Consider the following 20698-nt stretch of genomic DNA (forward strand, 5'->3'; position numbering starts at 1 on the left):
GAATAAAAATTTGATAAACTGCTGGAAGTTTCAATTGTGCCAGGGCTTTCCCGATCATGCTAGACCCAGCAGATACCTTTACACTGTACAGACTCTCTTCTAAATTATAATCATCCGTCAATTGGCTAGGAGAAAGCTGGTGTGCTTTATCACTCGTTCCTTTACTTTTTATATCTGGCAGAAGGCGATTTCTTGTAAAATATAAATAGAGAATACCGACAATGAGTGCCGTGATGCCAATCGGTGTAATTTGGAAAAAGCTTAAGGCCTGGTAACCTGCTTCACTTAAAGTCTCGCTTACTATGATATTCGCTGGGGAAGCGATCAATGTCAGAAGTCCAGTTAGACTCCCGACATAAGATAAAGGAATCAAATACTTTGATGGACTGCTTTTTATACTAATAGCGATACTAATCACAACCGGCAGCATAAGCGCAACGGTTCCAGTATTACTCATAAAGGCCCCGACAAAACTGACAATAATCATCAACAGAAAAAAGAGCTTCGTTTCACTTTCTCCCGCAAAACGGAGCAATAGATTACCTGCCTGCTGGGCAAGACCTGTCCGTAATAATCCTGCACCAACTACAAATAAACCAGCAATCATAATGACTACCGTATTTGCAAAGCCTGCTAAAGCTTCCGCAGGTTCGAGACTTCCCGTAATGACTAATGCCATCAGTGCTAATATCGCCACAAGGTCTGCCCGTAAGCGGCTCCCCATAAAAAGTATTATAGTCACAAACAAAATGATAAAGGTAAGCGTCATTTCCATTGGCTTGATCCCCTTTTCGAACATTTCCACTGTATCTTCTATTTTGGCTGATTTGTGAAAAGAAAACAACTGGGGGTTTAATCTCCCTTTAGCATATTCATCTTACTTTAATGGGAAAACAACTGGGGGTTATTTTCCCATCAGCATGTTCTTCTTACCTTAATGGGAAAACAACTGGGGGTTATTTTCCCTTTAGCATGTACTTCTTACTTTAATGGGAAAACAACTGGGGGTTATTTTCCCATCAGCATGTTCTTCTTACTTTAATGGGAAAACAACCGGGGTTTATTCTCCCATCAGTATATTCATCTTACTTTAACGGGAAAACAACTGAGGTTTATTTTCCCTTAAAGGCTAGGGGCGCTTAATTAGGATGATTTGCTTAATATTTTCAGGGTGCGAAAGTTGAGTTAATAAGGAGTACCCGGAAATGGGTGCTTCGACAACTTGAAAAAGCAATCACTTCCGGGCATGAGGGCATATTACAAGTTGCTTTGCAGAACAAAGGCGCAGCGCGGACGTGGCTAGCCCTCGATACCTGTGTTATCACAGCATTTTTATTTAATAGTTTCTTATACAAGATGCAAAACTTGAGAACCATACTTAACCAAGCATTACTTACATACTTCGCACAAGCAAAGTCGCCATCACTTCTTGAATAATCGACTTATATTCACCATTAGGAAGCTTTTTTAACTGTTTAATCGCTTTATCTGTATATTTTTCAGCGAGTTGCTCTGCTTTTTCCAAGCCGTGATAGTGATCAACTAAGTTCATTACTTCCTCGAGATCATGATCAGTCATGGCCTCACCTTTTGCTAGAAGGTCATGAAATACGGAAGGCTTATTCTGAAGAACATAAATGAGTGGTAAATTATATATGCCTTGGCGAATGTCTGACATTACTGGTTTACCGAGTGCTGAAAAATCAGACCGATAATCAAGAATATCGTCCTTAATTTGAAACGCCATACCAATATTATGGCCTATATTCCTGGAAATCATGGCCACTCTGCGCGAAGACTGACTCAATACCGCTCCCGAGTAGCAACTGATTGCAAATAATTGAGCTGTTTTCCCGGCAATTCTAGTTAAATAGTCTTTAATCGATACGTTAAATTGATAACGGGAATTTAATTGTTCGAGCTCTCCACTTAAAATTTTTTCCATTCCACGAGCGTTGAATTCTAGATCGGCAAGGGATGTTGCATGATTAGCTAAAATTGTAAAACAAACACTGAACAAATAATCACCAGCATAAATGGCAATTTTATTTCCTTCATCGGCATGTATAGTCTGAACACCCCGACGATGACTGGCTTCATCAATGACATCATCATGAATAAGTGTTGCAAGATGTAAACATTCGATTGCTGCTGAAACTGCGATGGCATCCTCTTTTTTATAGGATGGACCAATATTCGAGCATAATAATGTGAAGGCGGGACGGAGCAACTTTCCGCCTGAATAAACCATTTCTTTGATTCTCTCTTCTACAGCTTTATTACGAACATGAATCCGTGAATCTATTAAAGAAAGCACATCGGCTAAATCTTGTTTCAACTCTGGATAACTATCCCACATCGCATGTACTTTCATTATTTATACCTCCTCTTGACTCTGATAGAGAATAGATGATTGCTGTAAAACTTTATCCTTTATCGTTTTTTCTTTTTTCGTCGTCTCCACTTTTTGCAAATACATATAATAATCAAGCTTTTCTACATGCTGTAATAAATAATTCGCGATGATTCCGATTGCGATTCCCGCTAAAATTCCAATGAAAGACAACACCGGTAAATATAGCAGCACCGTCCATGTTTGGGCGATGAAACTTGCTACAACCAATTGGCCAACGTTATGTAAAATTGCTCCTGCTGCACTCACGCCGATTAAGCTAACACGCATCGGTCCAAGTTTTTTTACAAGCCACATCCCGATAAAGCTGATGATGGCTCCAGCTGAGCTATACATAAACGTAGAAATGGTGCCACCAAGTAAAGTTGTTAATACAACACGGATACCGACTACTTTTGCAGCATCTTTTACAGGAAGGGTATAAAGCGCCATAATTGTAATAATATTGGCAAGTCCGAGTTTTGCCCCTGGTGCAAAAGCAAAAGGAAAAGGGATTGCCCGCTCCACAATTCCGATAATGACGGCTTGTGCAGCTAATAATGAAATATAGACGAGACGCTCATTTCGTGTCATTCCCTTCCCCCCTTTACTTTTAAAATATTTCCTCACGAACTGATAATGATATCGCTCACCGGTTCGTCACTCATCGTTTGAATTTCAATAATCATCCGATGAGGTAGACAAACAATTGTTTCACCTGGTTTGCTGATGAAACCTTGATGGACATCAATCTGATCTGGGCAATTCGCTGATTTAACCCTTATTTCTTCATCAATGACTTCAACTATATTGTAATTCGAGTCAGAAGAGAGAATATCAAAGACTTCAACACCTTCATTGCCTGTAAGCGTGACTCGTTGCACTTCTTCATTATCTACAGAAATAACCGCCACGCTTACAGATTCCCCATCGGCATATTTTGTCTGTATGAAAGTAAAAATAACGAAGGGAAGAAAAGATAAGATAACAAGTGCAATCACGATAATAATATCCCAACGTTTAACCGTCCGGTATAGCTCTTTCAATTCCATCTCTCCCCTTTTACAGGCATGATTAAAATTTACTTTACAGTTTTATTCTTGATGATCCCTATAGATGCCCCGTTCTTTTCCGTACCACCAGTCACCGACTTTCTCTTGTAAAAACGGCACAACCCAGTAGTCCAGACCAAACGTTCTGCCAGAACCATTCATTAGAGCAATCGATGCAGGAAGGGCCCAAACCTTATCCCAACCGAGCATGGCAGTTAGAGTGAACATGACTAAGAAACCGGAACTTGCTAAGTTTGCAAGCCATGTAAATAGACCAAATAGAATCGCCAATCCCATTGCTAGTTCAATAAACACCATCATTTTTTGCATAAAGATAGCCATCTCTGGCGTTGGCAGCATGATTTTCATGATCCATTCGAACCAACTAGGCATACTACTTAAGATTGGTGTTGCCCAGTCCCCGGAAGCAGCTTCACTGGCAGCGGCCGTTGCTTCAGTCGCTCCTGATGTTGCGGTTTGCAGCCATTCAAACGGCATTTTCACGGAGTCGGAAACAATCCATGAATCTTCACCGAGTCCTTTGAACAGCAATGGTACATTTGACCAGCTGGATGTCGCTTTTTCCCAAGTACCTTCACCCCATAATTTTGTAGCGCCCTCTACAATCCAGAATCCCCCAACAAAGATACGTAGCGGTATGCTCCATAACACGTTTCCATACCGATTGACAAGATTCCGGAATACATTTCGTTTGTCTTTTGAGTGGAAAAACTCATCGAATATATAGTGGAACATATAGTATCCACTACCGATGCCAAATAGATATACGAGGTCCACCATGTACTTAATAAAGTTCGCCAACCAACCGCTGACGCGCATCCCCATTAAGTTGGCGACACCATATCTGGTGCCGATGGACACCATAAAACCATGGTACTTTCCTTTATAAGCTTTTTTCTCTCCACCGCTGATTTCACTGATGACTGCATGGGCTGCGGTCTCCGCAGTTAGTTCCGCTGCCTCGACAATTTGTGGTGTCGGTGTGCCTTCTTCTTCCTCATAGTAAGCTAAATCCCCAACGACATAGACATCATCTAGTCCTTCCGCTTCCATATATTCATTTACTTTTAAGCGTCCAGCTCTAGCGCTTTCCATATTGTAATTTTCCGCATCCGAATTCGCCTTTATTCCTGCCGTCCAAATCAATGTATGAGTTGGAATGATTTCGCCTGATTTTAAAACGATCTCTTCAGCTTTCACTTCAACGATAGGGGAATTCACTAATATATTGATCCCTTTTTTCTTCATATAGCGCTCCGCCTTCTCAGCGCTTTTTCGGTCCAACATATTCAAAATCGTAGGAGCCGCTTCGACGAGGTTTAATGTGATCTCTGATTCATCGAGTTTATTATCTTTTGCCAACCGTTTTCTCCATTCCATTAGTTCCCCAATCATTTCAACACCAGTGAAGCCGGAACCACAGACAGTAAAGGTCAATAGAGCGCGGCGTACTTCCAGATCGTGTTCCCTGGAGGCCCGGGCTACCGACTTTTCAATGTGCTGACGTAGTTTGACGGCATCCTCAACGGACCAAAGTGTAAACCCATGCTCACTTACTCCAGGCGTACCGAAGTCGTTCGGCTCTGCACCCATACCTAAGATTAAATAATCGTAATTGAAAGTACTTTGTTTTGTTGTAATCACTTTATTTTTATGATCAACATGTTCAACAACATCAGTTACAAGTTTCACCTTCGTGCGGTTAAACAGCCGTCGCAGGTCAAATTGAACAGCATCTGGCTCAACCCGGTGCGCCGCGACTTCATGCAATGAAGTCATCATGGTGTGATACGAATCTCGATCAATTAACGTTATCGATACAGAGGGATCCTTTTTATATTTCTTTGCAAGTCTCTTAGCTGCATGAACACCAGCATAACCGGCACCGATAATCACAATATTTTTTTCTGCCAATGGAAATCACTCCTTAATTAAGAAAATATGAATTGATATTTAGTACATATAATGTTCATCAATTCACAATATAACGCAATAATTTTTTCTTGTCTATAGCGTTCACACAATAGTCATTTATCATATTTTTTACCATTAGTACGTTGTAAACGTTAATATAATGCAGATTATAGTTAACCATTCTTCCTTACAAAAATAGTTTACATTACAACATTCGCATGCTAATATAAGGGTGAACGTGTGATTATATTCACAATTAAATAAGTAAAGGATGATTCAGATGAAGTGGAAAAATTTTATAGGCGTATCAGTTTTAGGGCTTGCATTAACCTTTTCATTAGCTGCTTGTGGAGAGGAGGATGCACCAAGTAAAGATAATGAGACAGATCAGGACGCAGCTACTGAGGAAACAGAAGAAACGGCAGCTAAAGAAGTCGTAGCAGGAGCACCTCTACAAGACGGGACCTATTCATTATATGAAACTGAAATAGGGGAAACTGGCTGGAAAGTCGTTATGGAAATGACAGTAGAAGATGGAGAAATCACTTCTTCAGATTTTAATTATGAAAATGAAGACGGCGAGTTAAAGACAGAGGATGAGGAATACCAGGAAACCATGTCGGAAGAGTCCGGTACAGGCCCTCAAAATTTCATCCCTGAACTGAATGATGCTCTCGTGGCCAATCAAAATGCTTCAGAAGTTGAAGTAGTTACTGGTGCAACAAGTTCATCTCATACATTCATCAACTATGCTCAACAGTTGATCCAAGCAGCACAGTCTGGTGACACAACACCAATCGAAATCGAAAATACAAATGAGCTTATCGACGGTGAATACAGTCTTTCAGAGAAAAACATTGACCAAACCGGCTGGAAAACGGAGCTTACCATTACAGTTGAGGACGGAAAAATCACTGAATCCGATTTTGTTTATCTCAATGAAGATGGAGAGTTGAAAATCGATGATGATGAGTACCAAGAACAAATGGCGGATATTTCCGGCACAGGCCCTCAAGATTTTATTCCTGAATTGAACGAAGCACTTGTTGAGACACAAGATGCTAATGCAGTAGAAGTTGTTTCTGGTGCGACATCTTCCAGCAAGTCTTTCCAAATGTACGCTGCACAATTAATCAATGCAGCCCAAAAAGGGGACACAACCCCGATCGAAATTGACAATATCGTTTATGCGGAAGAATAAAGAGAACATCTAAGTTAGTTGATGGGAAATATCAAAGGCGCAAGCGCCCGGATAGCAACGTACAAACTGGAGCACTTCGGAATGAGATAAAGGAAACACAACGAACGATAGTGAGTTGATGTTGACTTATCGATTGGAGGAGTGTGAAGTTTGCTAGTTGCTGGGCGCTGGAGCCGGACGTGGCTGGCCCCGGATACTAAGTTATCACAGCATTTTAATTTATAGTTTCTTATACAATTAGAAAAAACGATTTAGCTTCTAATTTCCCTCCTCAAGTTTAATGGAAAGTGGTGAGGAATCATGAAACACCTTAAATGGTTTTGGATTAGTTTACTCATACTGCTTGTCGGGTGTGGCGTGTCAGCCGAAACAGAAGGCGTGACAGTAGATCCGCATAGTAAGACGGATTTTCTAATGGGGACAGTGGTAACCGTCAAAATTTACGATGAAGACAAAGGGGACGTGCTTGAACCGGTTTTTAACCAAATTGAGCAGTTAGCCGATGAGCTTTCTTCCAACGAGGAAGGTTCTGTTATCGATGAAATTAATCAACATGCCGGGTCAGCACCAATTGAAGTTCCAAAAACGAGCTATGACCTTATAAAGGAAGGGAAACGTTATTCCAAATTAGCAGATGGCTCATTTGATATTACGGTTGGCCCATTGACAAACCTTTGGCGCATCGGCTTTCCGGATGCAAGAAAACCAGATCAATCTGAAATTGATCAAGTATTACCGCTAATCAACTATCAATCTGTTCAACTTGATGAACAGGGGAGAACAGTATTTCTCATGCAGGATCAGATGCGGCTAGACTTAGGATCCATTGCGAAAGGGTTTATAACGGATCAAGTTGCGACAACATTAAAAGAACATGATGTATCTTCAGCGGTTATTGATCTTGGTGGAAACATTTATGTTTTAGGAGATAGTCCCCAATCGGGAGATACATGGACGATTGGCATTCAGGATCCTTTTCAAGCACGAGGTGAAACCGTCGGAGTTATCAAACAAAAGGATAAAACGGTTGTGACCTCCGGTATTTATGAACGGAATTTGGAAGTAGATGGACAAACCTATCATCACTTATTGAATCCAAAAACCGGCTATCCATACGATAATGATATTGCAGGTGTATCCGTCATAACCGATTCTTCTACAGATGGTGATGCTTTATCAACCATTTTATTCACTAAAGGATTAAAAGACGGGTTATCCTTTGCGGAAAATATGAGTGGTCTCGAAGCGATTTTCATCAGTCGTGATAAAGAAATATATACGACATCCGGTTTGAAAGGTAATTTTGAGCTAACTAATGATCAATTCAAATTAGTTGAATGGAGAGGATAGGCCATGTCAATCCGCACATTTTTAAATTTAGTAGAAATCAAAACAAAAATTGCCAGTTTATTCCCATTCCTGCTTGGACTTTTATTTGTATTATACCGCTATGGAACTTTGGATTATATCAATACAATTTTATTTTTTAGCAGCATGCTCATCTTTGATTTTACAGCAACGGCAATTAATCAATACATGGACTATCAGAAAGCAACTAGCGATAGCTACCGGAAAGAAAGGAATATTATTGGACAAGCAGCTATTCCCGAGCGGCTTGTGATTACGACTATCATCTCCATGCTTGCAATTTCCTCCGCACTTGGGATCTGGCTTGTCTCCCAAACTGATTTACTGGTTTTATTCATCGGAATGCTATGCTTTGCAGTCGGCATCTTTTATACTTTCGGTCCGATCCCTTTATCCCGTATGCCACTCGGTGAAGTATTCTCAGGTGTCACAATGGGCTTCGGAATTCTTTTCCTCACCGTATATGTCAATGCTTTTGACAAGGGGATTGCGAATATTTCTTGGCAAGGAAGTTCCTTTCTTTTAAAGTTTGATATCCTCTTATTACTAGAAATCGGCTTGGTTTCCTTACCATGCGTTCTTACCATTGCTAATTTAATGCTCGCCAATAATATTTGTGATTTAGAGGAAGATATCGCCAATCACCGTTATACGCTTCCTTTCTACATCGGTAAAAAATATGCAATCTGGCTGTTTAACATATTGTACATCGTTACATTTATCGCAATTTCTATAGCAGCATTGCTCGGCATCCTGCCAAAAGCACTTCTGCTTTCACTTCTAATGATTAAACCGGTTTACAGTCATGTTGATGCGTTTAATCAGAAACAAAGCAAAACGGAAACATTCCCACTCGCCGGAAAGAACTTAGTTTTAGTAAATGGGACTATCGCCATCTTAATGTTAATTGTGATTGCTATACCGGCTTAATAAAGTAAAACTTCATTCAATGGGGGATATTACAGACCGTTAATACGTGATAAAGTGAAACTCATTCAGTGGGGTATCCTTACCTCCCCACTGAATGTTAGTTGAACAGAATCAGGTATTTACGGACTGTTTATCCCGACCCTTCACATATTGGGTTTCCCTCATGTTTAGAGGAGGGATATTACAGACCGTTAATACGTGATAAATCGCAAGCTTGCTCAAGGAGGGATGAAATATGGCACCGAGCATCGAAGTAAACAATTTGACCTATCGATATGATCTCCGAACAGAGACGAAGGCCCTTCTCTCTGTATCGTTCACTGTTCATCAAGGTGAATGGTTGGCGATCATCGGCAACAATGGATCTGGAAAATCAACACTTGCCCAATTGCTCACCGGGCTACTCGAACCCCAGCAAGGGTCCATTTTTATCGCCGATATGGAGATGACTGAGAAATCGAAATGGGAAATTAGGAACCGGATTGGGGTTGCTTTTCAAAATCCGGAAAATCAATTTATAGGATCCACTGTACAAGATGATGTTGCTTTTGGATTGGAAAACTTGAATATGGACTATAAAGAAATGAAAAAACGAGTTAATGAAGCGCTGAAAATGGTTGGCTTGTTTGAATATCGGCTGTATGATCCTTCCCATCTCTCCGGGGGACAGAAGCAGCGTGTAGCTATCGCAGGTGCTTTAGCCATGAAACCAGACGTATTAATACTAGATGAAGCCTTTGTTATGCTTGATCCAAGAAGCAGGCGTGAACTTCTGGAGACCATCCATGAGTTAAAAGTGAGCACCGATTTAACGGTCGTTTCCATTACACATGACATGACCGAAGTGGAGGCAGCAGATAGAGTCGTTGTTCTAGATAACGGTCAGGTTACGAATATTGGTAAACCAAGTGAAATTTTTACCCAAGAAAAGGAGTTGACCCCACCTCTTGGTGAAAAACTTAGACGTGCATTAGCGAAACGCGGGGCAAACGTACCGCAATCCTATATGTCACGGGAAGAAATGATGTGTTGGCTATGGAAATAAAAATGGAAGGAGTCTCTGCTGATTACGTAATTGGACCAATTCGCAACCCGCTCGTTCTGCAATCCATTGATTTACAAATAGAGTCCGGTTCGTATTCTGCTATTGTCGGACATACAGGTGCTGGAAAATCAAGCTTACTGAAAACGATCAACGGACTCTTGCTCCCGACTGCAGGAAAAATTGAAGTTGGCCAGGACATCATTAAACAAAAGAATAATAAACAAGCTCTAAAAAACATTCGAAAAAAAGTCGGGATGGTCTTTCAATTTCCAGAGGCGCAATTGTTTGCTGAAACGGTTGAAAAAGACATTTGCTTTGGTCCACTAAACTTCGGTGTACCGCTAAAACAGGCACAACAGATTGCAAAAGAAGTCATGCAACTTGTCGGACTCCCCCTTCATCTCTTGAATAAATCTCCACATTCATTATCCGGTGGACAAAAACGCCGCGTTGCCATTGCAGGAATACTAGCAATGGAACCAGAAATTCTCGTACTAGATGAACCTGGTGCCGGCTTGGACCCAAAAGGAAAAAATGAGATCATGAGGTTAATTAAGTCACTGCACCAGGAGCGTAATTTGACCACTATCCTCGTAACCCATGATATGGATGACGTTGTGCACTATGCAGACAAGATCATTGTGATGGAAAATGGACGCATTGTAAGGAATGGCGATTTGCGATCCGTTTTTTCAGATCGTCTAGCGATTAAAAAGTGGCATCTTGATCTACCTGAAGCGTATCAATTTCAGTTGGAAATTGAAGAAAGAACGGGCATCGAACTACCAGATATTTGCTTTACTGTTGATGAACTTGCTGATGCACTGATGGAGGTGGGTCTCGCGTGAATAAATTAACGTTAGGCAGGTATGTACCCGGGGATTCAATTCTTCACCAACTGGACCCGCGGGCAAAGCTTGTCAGTGGTTTTTACTTTATAATCGTCCTATTTATCGCAAACAATTGGCAAACTTATCTATTGCTTTGGCTGTTTACATTAGGTGTCATGCGGTTATCAAAGGTTCATTTGTACACTTATTTTAGAGGGGTCCGCCCTTTGATCTGGCTCATCCTGTTTACTGTGGTGCTACAGATGTTATTTACGGCAGGAGGAACAATCTATGTCGAATGGGGTCCAATCAGAATATCAGAATTTGGCCTCATTAATGGGGTCTATATCTTTTGCCGGTTTGTAATGATTATATTCATCTCCACTGCGATTACATTAACAACGAAACCAATTGATTTGACTGATGGAATTGATTCATTGCTAGGCCCTTTACGAAAGCTCAACATCCCAGTCGATGAAATATCTCTGATGTTATCTATTTCATTACGGTTTATCCCCAACCTTCTAGATGAAACCCAGAGAGTCATGGACGCCCAACGAGCCCGGGGAACTGAATTTGGTGAAGGCTCGCTCGTCCAACAAATGAAGACTCTCGTTCCAATCTTTCTCCCGCTCTTTACAAATTCGTTAAACCGGGCAGAGGAATTGGCGAATGTGATGGAAGTCAAAGGATATCAATCTGGCATAAAACGATCATCATTCCGTAAACTCAGATGGAAAACATGTGACACTATTACCCTATGCGTAATGGCTGCACTAACCATAGGGCTCATCCTATTACGCCTTAATTAACATAGTAGGAATAGATAGAACCCTATTTTTCAAAATAAAAAGTGGCTGATTCAGTAAAGGGGCCATTAAAGCCCTTTTGAAAAAAGCCACTTCCTTTTATTTCTTTACCTTTATAACTTTCATTCGTAGTTTTGATGGTTCCCATGTTTTTTAATTCCTAATCTCAACCCCGCCCAGAATCGTCAGGCAGTTTATTTTTAATACGGAAACTTCCTCTTTTTCTCTTCTGACTCTTGTCTTATCCTCCCAACCACCAAGGATAGGCATTCCAGATATTTCAACCTGGACATTGTCTGGAACCTTCATTTCCACCCCACCTAGCACCGTCGTTAAATCAAGAGAAGCTCCATCCATAATAACCGCATCACGGAGATCTATTTCCGCTCCGCCTATAATTGCCGTCACAGACCCACCTTGAAAGGTTTGGGATTGACTATTAATCTCTGCACCGGAAAATAGCACGAATGTGTCTAAATCACTTTCCGTATGGAAGCTTTTTTCTCGTTTGACCCTTGTAAAGAGAATGACAATACCGAGAATAATGAAGATAATCGGCCAGATATACGCTATTAGATTCAAATCGAACCATTGATTCATTAAAAATATAAAACCGATCATTAAGAATATAAGACCTGAACTTGCGGAAGAATGTTTCCGATTGATCAGCTGGACCACTCCGATAATAATTAAAATAAATGGCCACCAATTAGAGAACAATTGTGGCAAATCAATAATGCCAGCTTGTTCTAGAAAAAAACCTAAACCAAGCAAGAGAAAAAGCACGCCTAACCATACTCTTCCTGATCTAACATACCTCCTTTATTTATCTTACATGGTAGTTCTTATTATTTGGGTGGCCGTTTTATTCCTTTAGGAGGAAATTTCAAAAGACAGCCTATTCAGAAATTCATCTAAAATAATCTAGTTTGTCAATAAGGTTCTTTAAGTCCTCTTTCCTCACTTCATTTTAGCAGCTTTTTACTCGATTATTTTTCATAATGTAGCTATAGGAATATATGAAATGAATGTTTTTAGAGAAAAAGAAAGTATTAACGATTATACATTTAAATATCGCGATATTATTTTCGAGCCTAAATTATTACGTTCAAGTAGCTTTAAAAGGAATTCCGCTCATTTTAAATAAACTGTTCGCCATTATTTTTGCTATTGTATTAGCTATGTTGCTTACTGTAACCGGTACTGTTTTCACTTATTAGTTTAAAAGTTAGATAAAGGTTGGTAAGTAATTGCGATGGATAATTTAATTCTAAGCTGCTAAAGTATATGACGTTTGCAGATCCATTATTATGTTTACATCTTCTGCAATCAATTTTATTCTTTTTGTTGGTCATCTTTTTTCCCGAAGTAGTAACGGGTTTACCATTATGAAAAAGAGCATTTCCCTATTTCCTTGGAAAATGCTCTTCTTACATTTAGTTTTGGCTTAATGATCGTCCGACTTGCCTGCCTGAAAATAGACATCCTCCTAAAAAAGTCCCTTCCAATGCGCGATATCCGTGCAATCCACCACCGCCGAACCCGGCAACCTCTCCAGCAGCGTATAGTCCAGGCTCAGGTTCCCCAAGTTCATTCATTACTCGTCCTTCGAGGTCGGTCTGTAGTCCGCCCAGTGTCTTCCTAGTCAGTATGTTCAACCGAACTGCCACAAGCGGTCCATTTTTTGGATTCAGGATTTTATGCGGTTTCGCCACCCGTATCAATTTATCCCCAATATAATTTCTAGCTCCTCGCAAGGCGGTAATTTGAAGGTCTTTCGTGAACTTATTCTCTATTTCGCGATCTCTTGCAAGCAGCTGCCGTTCAATATGTGCAACGTCCAATCGCCTGTCTCCCGTAATGTCATTCATCCCTTGTACTAACTTCTCCAATGAGTCTGCAACGACGAAATCTTCCCCTTTATCCATAAAAGCTTGAACAGGCGCCGGAGGTCCTGGCACTACTCTCGAAAGTACTTTCTTAATGCTTTTCCCAGTTAAATCAGGGTTCTGTTCAGACCCTGATAATGCAAATTCCTTTTCGATAATTTTGGCAGTTAGAATAAACCATGAATGATCGTAGCCGGTTTCTTGGATTGCCTGTAATGTGCCAAGTGTATCGAACCCAGGGAAATTCGGAGCGGGAAAACGGTTCCCTTTCGCATCAAGCCATATGGAAGAAGGGCCGGGAAGAATGCGAATGCCATGAGAGGGCCATATCGGATCCCAGTTTTTAATCCCTTCCGTATAGTGCCACATCCGATCTTTATTCACGACACGTCCACCGGCTTTTTCGGTGATTGATAGCATCCGCCCGTCCACATGCGCAGGAACGCCCGATATCATTCTTTCCGGCGGATTTCCGAGACGCTTCGGCCAATTCTCCTTTACCAAATCAAAGTTCGCACCAATCCCTCCACTGCATACAACGACAGCAGGCGCTTCATATGTAAACTCTCCAATGACGGCGCGTGAACTTGCTTCTCCCCTTTTTACATCGCTCGGTTCTAAGATTGATCCTCGCACGCCAATTATGGCACCATTTTTCGACAAAAGCTCATCGACCTGGTGTCGTGGTCGAAAGTCAACCAATCCATTTTGCATTCCCTCACGAACAATTTTTTCAAACGGTCGGACAATGCCGGGACCCGTTCCCCATACAATATGGAAACGCGGCACGGAATTGCCGTGTCCTTCCGCTAAATATCCCCCTCGTTCCGCCCACCCGACAACAGGAAAGAAACGGACACCGAGCGAATGCAGCCAATCCCTTTTTTCGTGAACTGCAAATTCTATATAAGCCTCAGCCCATTGTTTTGCCCAATGATCCTCATCATCTTCCCTATCAAACCCGGCACTTCCCATCCAGTCTTGCCTCGCAAGCTCGTAGGAGTCTTTTATGCCAAGGCGCCGTTGCTCAGGTGAATCAACTAAAAAAAGACCACCGAATGACCACCACGCTTGTCCCCCAAGAAATGCTTCGGATTCTTGATCTACTAATAAAACCTTTTTGCCCGCCCCGATCAATTCGGAAGTGGCAACAAGTCCCGCTAGTCCTGCCCCAACAACGATAACATCATAATCCATAAGTATTCCTCCCAAACACTTTGCTATCTCTTATTCGACAGCGAAGCGACAATTTTTTACGTCAAAGGACGTTAGCCAACCTAATCGATACATTTACTATCTTCATTATCTCATTAATTTTGATTGGTTCCGAGTTACCATAAGCTTTGGAATAAAAGGGATAGGCCACAACAGTTGAATAAATTTGAACAAGTATTAAAAAACACCCTAAAACAAACTAATGAAATTACATTGATTGATATTCCAATGGGAGTGTAGAATATTACCGCTATTTATAGTAAAAGAGACCTTCCTCGCAATTACGAGAGAGGCTGATTAATTTCAAATTTTATTGTACGGTCCCCCGTCATACTTTAAAGGTGACTGATCTTGTGCTGAATCCAATAGCAGGATTCAGCCTTTTGTGTGGTGAATTCTTTCTCGATCCCTTATCCAATAAGGTTAGCATCCCCAACCCGAGGTTGTTGTCGGGCCTTATTTTCGGTTCCTAACAAATTTCTCAATAAAACAGAGCATTTATAGAGTATTCATGATTTTTTTCACAGGTTTCTCAGGATAATTAAAACCCATATTGAGCAAAAGGTATTATGGAATTTCTAATATTCAACAATGGATCCTCCTTCAATTCATCCAATTGCTGCAAGAATTTTATTGAACTGGAAATATGAGGACCTTTATTCATCATGATACAATCGGCTCGTAATCCCATAAAGGCATCTGTAATCTCAGCCCTGAGTGGTATTCCTTTCTTATTCATGTGGTTAAGAACACTGGTTGCCCAAATAACCGGCACATGTGCAGCCCGGCAAAGCTCTAAGATTCCTTCTTGAACATTCGCCAGTTGTTCATAGCCGATCTCGATTGCTAAGTCTCCTCTAGCAATCATCACACCGAATAAATCTAAATTCAACCCTTCCAGAATAATTTTAGATAAAGATAGAAGAGCGTGTTTTGTTTCTATTTTCGCAATGACACCGATATTTCTCTCTGTATATTGATCTAAATATCTCTTTACTATTCGAATATCATTTGGCTGATGAATGAAAGAAATTCCAACTAAGTCAACAAAGGGGGCAATCTCTGGTAAAATACTGATATCCGTTTCTGTAATGGCCGGAACATTTAAATAAACCTGTGAGTCTGGAAAGTTTACCCCTTTTTCAGGTTTAATTATCTCCCTCTCTTTTCTGGTAAGTGTAATCTTTATATCCAAGTAGGTGTCTGTAACGTTCAATACAGCTGCACATATATTTCCATCATCAAAAAAAACCCTGTCTTTCGGTTTAACATTTTTTAATGCCTCTGGTATCGTAATCCCAATTGCAGCTGGTTGTTTATTATTTTTTGGTTTACCATGATAGCCATGGCTTTTATAGATTCTTAAGATATCTCCTTTTTTAACCTTAATGGTCGGCTGCCTTTCAAGTAGATTCGTCACTTTACTATGATTATCATGACTCAATTTTATAGTGGTCTCCTCATTCAAAATAGCTGTTTTGTTTAATTCAACCTTCAGGCATCTGGCATCTATCATTTCCAGTACGGTGAAATGTCGTTTTCTTCCTTTGACGTCCGTAAAAGGAATGATTTGCCCCGGTGTAATATCTTTAAATTCCTTAATATTTAATTCAATTTTAAAAGCGTGTCGAATAGAAGGAACTATGCCTTGATTACTTACTAAATAGCCAATCGGGGAGTTTTTTTCTGTATTGATTACGAGTGGAGCCTGGATCTTTCTAAAATCGAACACCCGAATTTTGGGACCAGGTAGATCCACATAAATCTTGCACTTTACATCAATCAGCTCTTTTTCTGCGGCTCGAATGTTTTCAACAAGCTGCTTCCATACCGAGTAGTCATGGGCTAAGTTTATTCGGGCAATCGTCATCCCAGCCCTTAGTAATTCTTTAAAAATCTCCGGCCTCTCCAGCATCGTTTTATCTAAAGTAACCATAATGGAAATGGGATCTTCTTCTGATTTTCCCAATAATTTCTTGTTACGCTGTTTTTTTAAGAACACGGCATTGTTAAAATCAATATAATTTTCATAATGCTGATCATTAGAAGATAAATGGCTGATTATTTTATTCAATGAATATAAAATGTGGGGACTCATTTGCTGTATAGATGAAAATCCTTCTTTTATTAAATTAGAATGAAGCACTGGATTTAAAGGTTTCTGTAAACCCAAAAATGCACATAAGTTTTGTTTGCTTGCATCTGCTATATCAATATGATGACTTTTAGAAAAGTCCATTAAACAGTGATTAATCTCGTTTCGTAATTGAGAAAGCTGATGTATGATTTCGTTCTTGTTGGAATCTGCCAACCTTTCCATAGCAATCATCACCTCATTAAAATAATTTATGATTATTTTTTTAAAAGGACACTTTATGTTATGGAAAATCCCGGTCTATAGCCGTTTAAAACGTTCAAGATTTTTAGGAAAAAGATTTGGACACTCCTTGAGAGTAAAAAAGCATGTCAAGCAGCCATTGCTCAAGTTGTTTGAGGATAACAGAAGATGTTGAGAGATGCAGAGGGGTTAGTTAGGACTCATACTAAGAAAAACTGGGCGAAAACCATGCCCGGTCCTTTTCCGTTTGCCATGGCTAAAGAACATCAGATAATTTATATTCATGTATCCCTCTATAGTACTCCGGATGCATCTCTCCATCACATTTTTTCACAGCTGAATCTAGGTGGAGTAGTTGGATCTCCCCATCCATCAAATCAAGTTCTCAAACACTTTTTATACCTGAATAGATACCTCTCTCAAGAAACCATTTTTTCTTGACTACTCTTTCCATCAATAAATTTAAAATATGGTAAACTAATTCCCGCTAATGAAACGATACTAATTAATAAACCGATCAAAAGGTACAATGGTCTTACACCAAACACTTCACTTAATAAACTACCAACAAGTACTCCCAACGGCATAACGCCCCTGATAATTAGCAAACGAACTGAAAATACCTTACCCATCAAGGCGTTTGGAACCACTTTTTGGATAATAGTTGTATTATGGATGCTAAAAACAGCCATTACTATACCTGCAATAGTTTCTGTTGTTATTGCTAATAAGATACTATAATTAAAGCATAGTGCAACGTAGGTTAGTCCCCCTATGAAAAGGGAACCGAGCATAAGATATCTACGACTTTTATATTGAATTCTTGTTACTAAGAAAGCACCTATTATGTATCCAATAGGAAATCCAGCCATGAAATATCCATATTCAGCATATGTCCCGCCTAATTCTTGCGTAATGTATGGTAGAGTTGTAACCATTGTCACTCCTACTCCAAATTGAACAAATGCTAAAAAAACTCCTAACCAAACAATTACTTTTTGAGAAAAGAAAAAAGATATTCCTTCCGTGAAATCGGCTAACCATGTTTTTCTCACTTCTATATTACTTCTATTTTCTTGGATAAAAAGTAATGTAAAACCACTCATGACTAGCAAAGTACTCACGAAAATAAGGGTAATATGAACACCAATATACTCAATTACTATTCCAGCTATTATGGGAGATAAAAAGGTCATTAAACGGACTATTCCATCAATATATGCATTTGCTGATTGTAATTCCTCTTTTTCTACAATGGTTGGCGTGATTGCATGATTAGCAGGCACATAAAATGGAGTGATTAATCCAACTACACACTGAACAGCATAAATTTGCCAAACTTCCAGGTTTCCCGCTAGTAATGCAGCTAACGGTAAGATAAATACAATCCCCCTTGTCCATTGCGAGAGTATCATTATCCATTTTCTACTCCAACGATCAATATAGGGACCAATAAAAAGTTGCAGAATCAGTGATGGTATATAATACAAAAGCCACATACTACCAAGTGCCATAGTTGATCCTGTAAGTTGAAAGATTAATATTGAATTACAAAAGGTACCAAATGCTCCACCAAGTTCAGATATTCCATTTCCTAACCATGTAGCGACAAATGAACGGTTCTTAAATAGAGAAGAATTCATAAGTTCTCCTTTCATCATTGTTTGAGGTATTGTTCTAGTTCCTTGAAGAGTAATTCTAACGCATTTGCTTTTAAGGAATATTTCCCTTCGATTATTTCAACCAGTTTAGCTGCACGTAATATTTTCAGATGATGATGAATGGTGGTCTTACCTATATTCAACTGTTCCGTAAGTTCCTGTAACGAATAGTCCGTTTCCGATAACAATTTTACTATTCGAAGTCTAATCTCTTCCCCTAACGCCTTATACTTTAGTACTAAAAAGTTATTTGGCATATATTTATCATGTGGTGAAAGACTTTCGTTAGCTACTGGGTAGTAGAAAACTTTCGTATCTTCAATATCTGCTTCAATAACCCAAGGACGATAGACATATTGTGGAATGAGTAAAACCTTATGAACACTAGGCTCGGGAAGGTAGTTTATTCCACCTGTTGCCCATTGGACAAGTTCTTCAGAAGACATCTTTTCTTTCATGTGCTTTTTAGATTCATAATCGGTCTGTAAAATTCGAGTTGTCCGTTCTAATTCTGGTCTTAGCACAGCCTCATACCATAGTGTCATAACCTCAATTAAATGATCTTTAAGTTTTTGTGGGTCGGTTTTACTTATGAATTCGATATATTGAGGAAAAAATGCATTATCACTCGTTATCCGTTGCAGTTCTATGATAGCACTTTCATTTCCAGTTGCAGCTTTTTCCCTTATAAGTTGAAAGTTCTCACCAATATAAGGTAAACAAGCAAATTTAAACTTTGTACCTTGTAATAAATTGACATTAGTACAGAATTCATTCAGAGTATTGCTTTCATGTTGGTGGAGCAATTGTAATAATGCTTTCCAAGTATTATTTTTTTCAACGTAATCTAAATGGTGGTTAAGATTTTCAGAAAATGACCCTCTAAGTTCTTTCCAATAACTTGCTGGTTTCTCTAAAGTGTTGAGTAATCGTGAATTCGTTACTGCGGCTATCCCAAGAGCACATTCCCATAGAGTAGAATAAGTGAAATGGACTTCATATGTTTCTCTTTTTCTACCCGTTGCTTGTAAAATTTCCATATAATCACCTCTCATAAATACTTTTGTTGAAATAAATTATACAGAAACCAATACCCAAATTCAGTAATAGTTGAATATAAAATTCAAATATAGTTGAATTTATTTCTTTTTATAACTTAATAAAAGCAAAAAACGTATTCTAGTAGGCTATTAGCGAGCTAATAGCGTAGCCTTCATGTTACAAGAAAAACGTCTGCTATCCTTTTGAAAGTTATGATATTATAAAAAAAGATTTGATTTTGGAAGGTATGTATGAAAATAGCAATAGAGTACTAAATTCCTTAACGGAGTATGTTGGATTAAAGGGAATTAATCGTTTGAAAACCGAAGTGTTATATTTTTTTGATCAACTACCCAACTGGAGACAAAAATGCAAGTACCATCTATAGATCATTAGAGTTAATTGGAACGGTTGGAGCGGTTTTTAGAGAATTGGACGCCGAATTTATTGAAGAAGTATCGAGCAAGAGTTTTGGTCAGTCATTAACCAATACAGTAGAAGTGGGGGGTCTAAATAAAATGACAGCAGTGTTAGGTTATCTGATAGGACTTTTGATATATTCACCTTTTAATTTGATTATACATGAGTTAGGTCATGCATTCTTTATAAAGCTACTAGGTGGAAAGATAAATAAGATACACATAGGTGTAGGGGGTCCTTTAATCAATTTAAAAGGGTTCTCTTTCAATAAATACTTTTTTATATTAGGATATGTTGACTTTGATTATAGTACTGTGAAGATTAAAAATAAAATAGGGGATTTCTTCATTATATTTGGGGGAGTTTTATTCAATATTATTTCACTAATTATAGTTATTCTAATCTTCAACGCTTACAATCCAAATAGTTTTCTGAAAGGATATTATATAGGTTTTACAATCACGTTGATAATCAGTGCATTAATACCTGTAACATATCCAAATGGATATGACAGTGATGGTAAGAACATTTTCAAACTATTAATAGGAAATAGGAAATAGGAAATACTGATA

The 20698-nt window shown here is 39.2% G+C and carries 19 protein-coding genes; 8 read left to right on the forward strand and 11 right to left on the reverse strand.

Annotated elements, in window-relative coordinates; all coding sequences use genetic code 11:
- The 5 genes from WKU33_RS16070 to WKU33_RS16090 all read right to left on the reverse strand — a co-directional run.
- A partial coding sequence (locus WKU33_RS16070) for an SLC13 family permease (RefSeq protein WP_340455540.1) occupies nucleotides 1-775 on the reverse strand: 775 nt, incomplete at its 3' end.
- A gap of 618 nt (nucleotides 776-1393) precedes the next feature.
- Nucleotides 1394-2374 carry a polyprenyl synthetase family protein gene (locus WKU33_RS16075; RefSeq protein ID WP_336253251.1) on the reverse strand — a complete coding sequence of 327 codons (981 nt, stop codon included), beginning with the start codon at nucleotides 2372-2374 and terminating at the stop codon, nucleotides 1394-1396.
- 3 nt (nucleotides 2375-2377) lie between these two features.
- Nucleotides 2378-2986 (reverse strand): Gx transporter family protein, encoded by a 609-nt coding sequence (locus WKU33_RS16080; protein ID WP_336253250.1) that lies wholly within the window; start codon nucleotides 2984-2986, stop codon nucleotides 2378-2380.
- Nucleotides 2987-3018: 32 nt separating this feature from the next.
- Nucleotides 3019-3438 (reverse strand): NusG domain II-containing protein, encoded by a 420-nt coding sequence (locus WKU33_RS16085; RefSeq protein ID WP_232334488.1) that lies wholly within the window; start codon nucleotides 3436-3438, stop codon nucleotides 3019-3021.
- A 48-nt stretch (nucleotides 3439-3486) separates the two neighbouring features.
- On the reverse strand, nucleotides 3487-5379 hold the full coding sequence (locus WKU33_RS16090; RefSeq protein ID WP_340455543.1) for an FAD-dependent oxidoreductase: 1893 nt from the start codon (nucleotides 5377-5379) through the stop codon (nucleotides 3487-3489).
- A 280-nt stretch (nucleotides 5380-5659) separates the two neighbouring features.
- On the opposite strand from WKU33_RS16090, the gene pplA reads away from it, so the two are divergent.
- From pplA to WKU33_RS16120, 6 genes are all read left to right on the forward strand, one after another.
- Nucleotides 5660-6580: an extracellular electron transfer flavoprotein PplA gene (pplA, locus tag WKU33_RS16095; protein WP_156857899.1), complete on the forward strand. Its 921-nt coding sequence runs from the start codon at nucleotides 5660-5662 to the stop codon at nucleotides 6578-6580.
- Nucleotides 6581-6880: 300 nt separating this feature from the next.
- The gene (locus tag WKU33_RS16100) at nucleotides 6881-7930 is read left to right on the forward strand and encodes an FAD:protein FMN transferase (RefSeq protein WP_156857898.1); all 1050 of its coding nucleotides are present in this window, start codon (nucleotides 6881-6883) and stop codon (nucleotides 7928-7930) included.
- Between the two features lie 3 nt (nucleotides 7931-7933).
- A complete protein-coding gene (gene menA, locus WKU33_RS16105) occupies nucleotides 7934-8878 on the forward strand; it encodes a 1,4-dihydroxy-2-naphthoate polyprenyltransferase (protein WP_156857897.1) in 945 nt (314 codons plus the stop codon).
- Nucleotides 8879-9113: 235 nt separating this feature from the next.
- On the forward strand, nucleotides 9114-9923 hold the full coding sequence (locus WKU33_RS16110) for an energy-coupling factor transporter ATPase (RefSeq protein WP_340455545.1): 810 nt from the start codon (nucleotides 9114-9116) through the stop codon (nucleotides 9921-9923).
- Entirely contained in the window at nucleotides 9914-10771 is an 858-nt protein-coding gene (locus WKU33_RS16115) for an energy-coupling factor transporter ATPase (protein ID WP_156857895.1), read from the forward strand. Before WKU33_RS16110 ends, WKU33_RS16115 begins: the two co-directional genes overlap by 10 nt.
- Nucleotides 10768-11565, forward strand: a complete 798-nt coding sequence (locus WKU33_RS16120; RefSeq protein WP_156857894.1) for an energy-coupling factor transporter transmembrane component T family protein — start codon at nucleotides 10768-10770, stop codon at nucleotides 11563-11565. The genes WKU33_RS16115 and WKU33_RS16120 overlap by 4 nt, the downstream gene beginning before the upstream one ends.
- 22 nt (nucleotides 11566-11587) lie before the next feature.
- Here WKU33_RS16120 and WKU33_RS16125 read toward each other — a convergent pair whose 3' ends face one another.
- Together WKU33_RS16125 and WKU33_RS16130 are read right to left on the reverse strand one after the other, a co-directional pair.
- Nucleotides 11588-11710: a hypothetical protein gene (locus tag WKU33_RS16125; protein WP_255454418.1), complete on the reverse strand. Its 123-nt coding sequence runs from the start codon at nucleotides 11708-11710 to the stop codon at nucleotides 11588-11590.
- A 5-nt stretch (nucleotides 11711-11715) separates the two neighbouring features.
- On the reverse strand, nucleotides 11716-12348 hold the full coding sequence (locus tag WKU33_RS16130) for a LiaF transmembrane domain-containing protein (protein ID WP_445321707.1): 633 nt from the start codon (nucleotides 12346-12348) through the stop codon (nucleotides 11716-11718).
- 242 nt (nucleotides 12349-12590) lie between these two features.
- Here WKU33_RS16130 and WKU33_RS16135 point away from each other — a divergent pair, with 242 nt between their 5' ends.
- Nucleotides 12591-12782, forward strand: coding sequence for a hypothetical protein (locus WKU33_RS16135; RefSeq protein ID WP_156857892.1), 192 nt, complete (start codon nucleotides 12591-12593; stop codon nucleotides 12780-12782).
- Between the two features lie 216 nt (nucleotides 12783-12998).
- Here the strand turns inward: WKU33_RS16135 and WKU33_RS16140 are convergent, their stop codons facing one another.
- From WKU33_RS16140 to WKU33_RS16155, 4 genes are all read right to left on the reverse strand, one after another.
- The gene (locus tag WKU33_RS16140; RefSeq protein ID WP_336253247.1) at nucleotides 12999-14648 is read right to left on the reverse strand and encodes an FAD-binding dehydrogenase; all 1650 of its coding nucleotides are present in this window, start codon (nucleotides 14646-14648) and stop codon (nucleotides 12999-13001) included.
- 559 nt (nucleotides 14649-15207) lie between these two features.
- A complete protein-coding gene (locus tag WKU33_RS16145) occupies nucleotides 15208-16977 on the reverse strand; it encodes a pyruvate kinase (protein ID WP_340455550.1) in 1770 nt (589 codons plus the stop codon).
- 446 nt (nucleotides 16978-17423) lie between these two features.
- Nucleotides 17424-18647, reverse strand: a complete 1224-nt coding sequence (locus WKU33_RS16150) for an MFS transporter (RefSeq protein WP_340455571.1) — start codon at nucleotides 18645-18647, stop codon at nucleotides 17424-17426.
- Nucleotides 18648-18661: 14 nt separating this feature from the next.
- A complete protein-coding gene (locus WKU33_RS16155) occupies nucleotides 18662-19705 on the reverse strand; it encodes an ArsR/SmtB family transcription factor (protein WP_336253245.1) in 1044 nt (347 codons plus the stop codon).
- 519 nt (nucleotides 19706-20224) lie between these two features.
- Between WKU33_RS16155 and WKU33_RS16160 the strand changes: the two genes are divergently transcribed.
- Complete coding sequence (locus WKU33_RS16160) at nucleotides 20225-20686, forward strand: site-2 protease family protein (protein WP_340455552.1); 462 nt, start codon at nucleotides 20225-20227, stop codon at nucleotides 20684-20686.
- Nucleotides 20687-20698: the final 12 nt, after the last annotated feature.

The sequence above is a fragment of the Oceanobacillus sp. HCA-5259 genome (assembly GCF_037892815.1).
In the GTDB taxonomy this organism is placed as follows: domain Bacteria; phylum Bacillota; class Bacilli; order Bacillales; family Amphibacillaceae; genus Oceanobacillus; species Oceanobacillus indicireducens.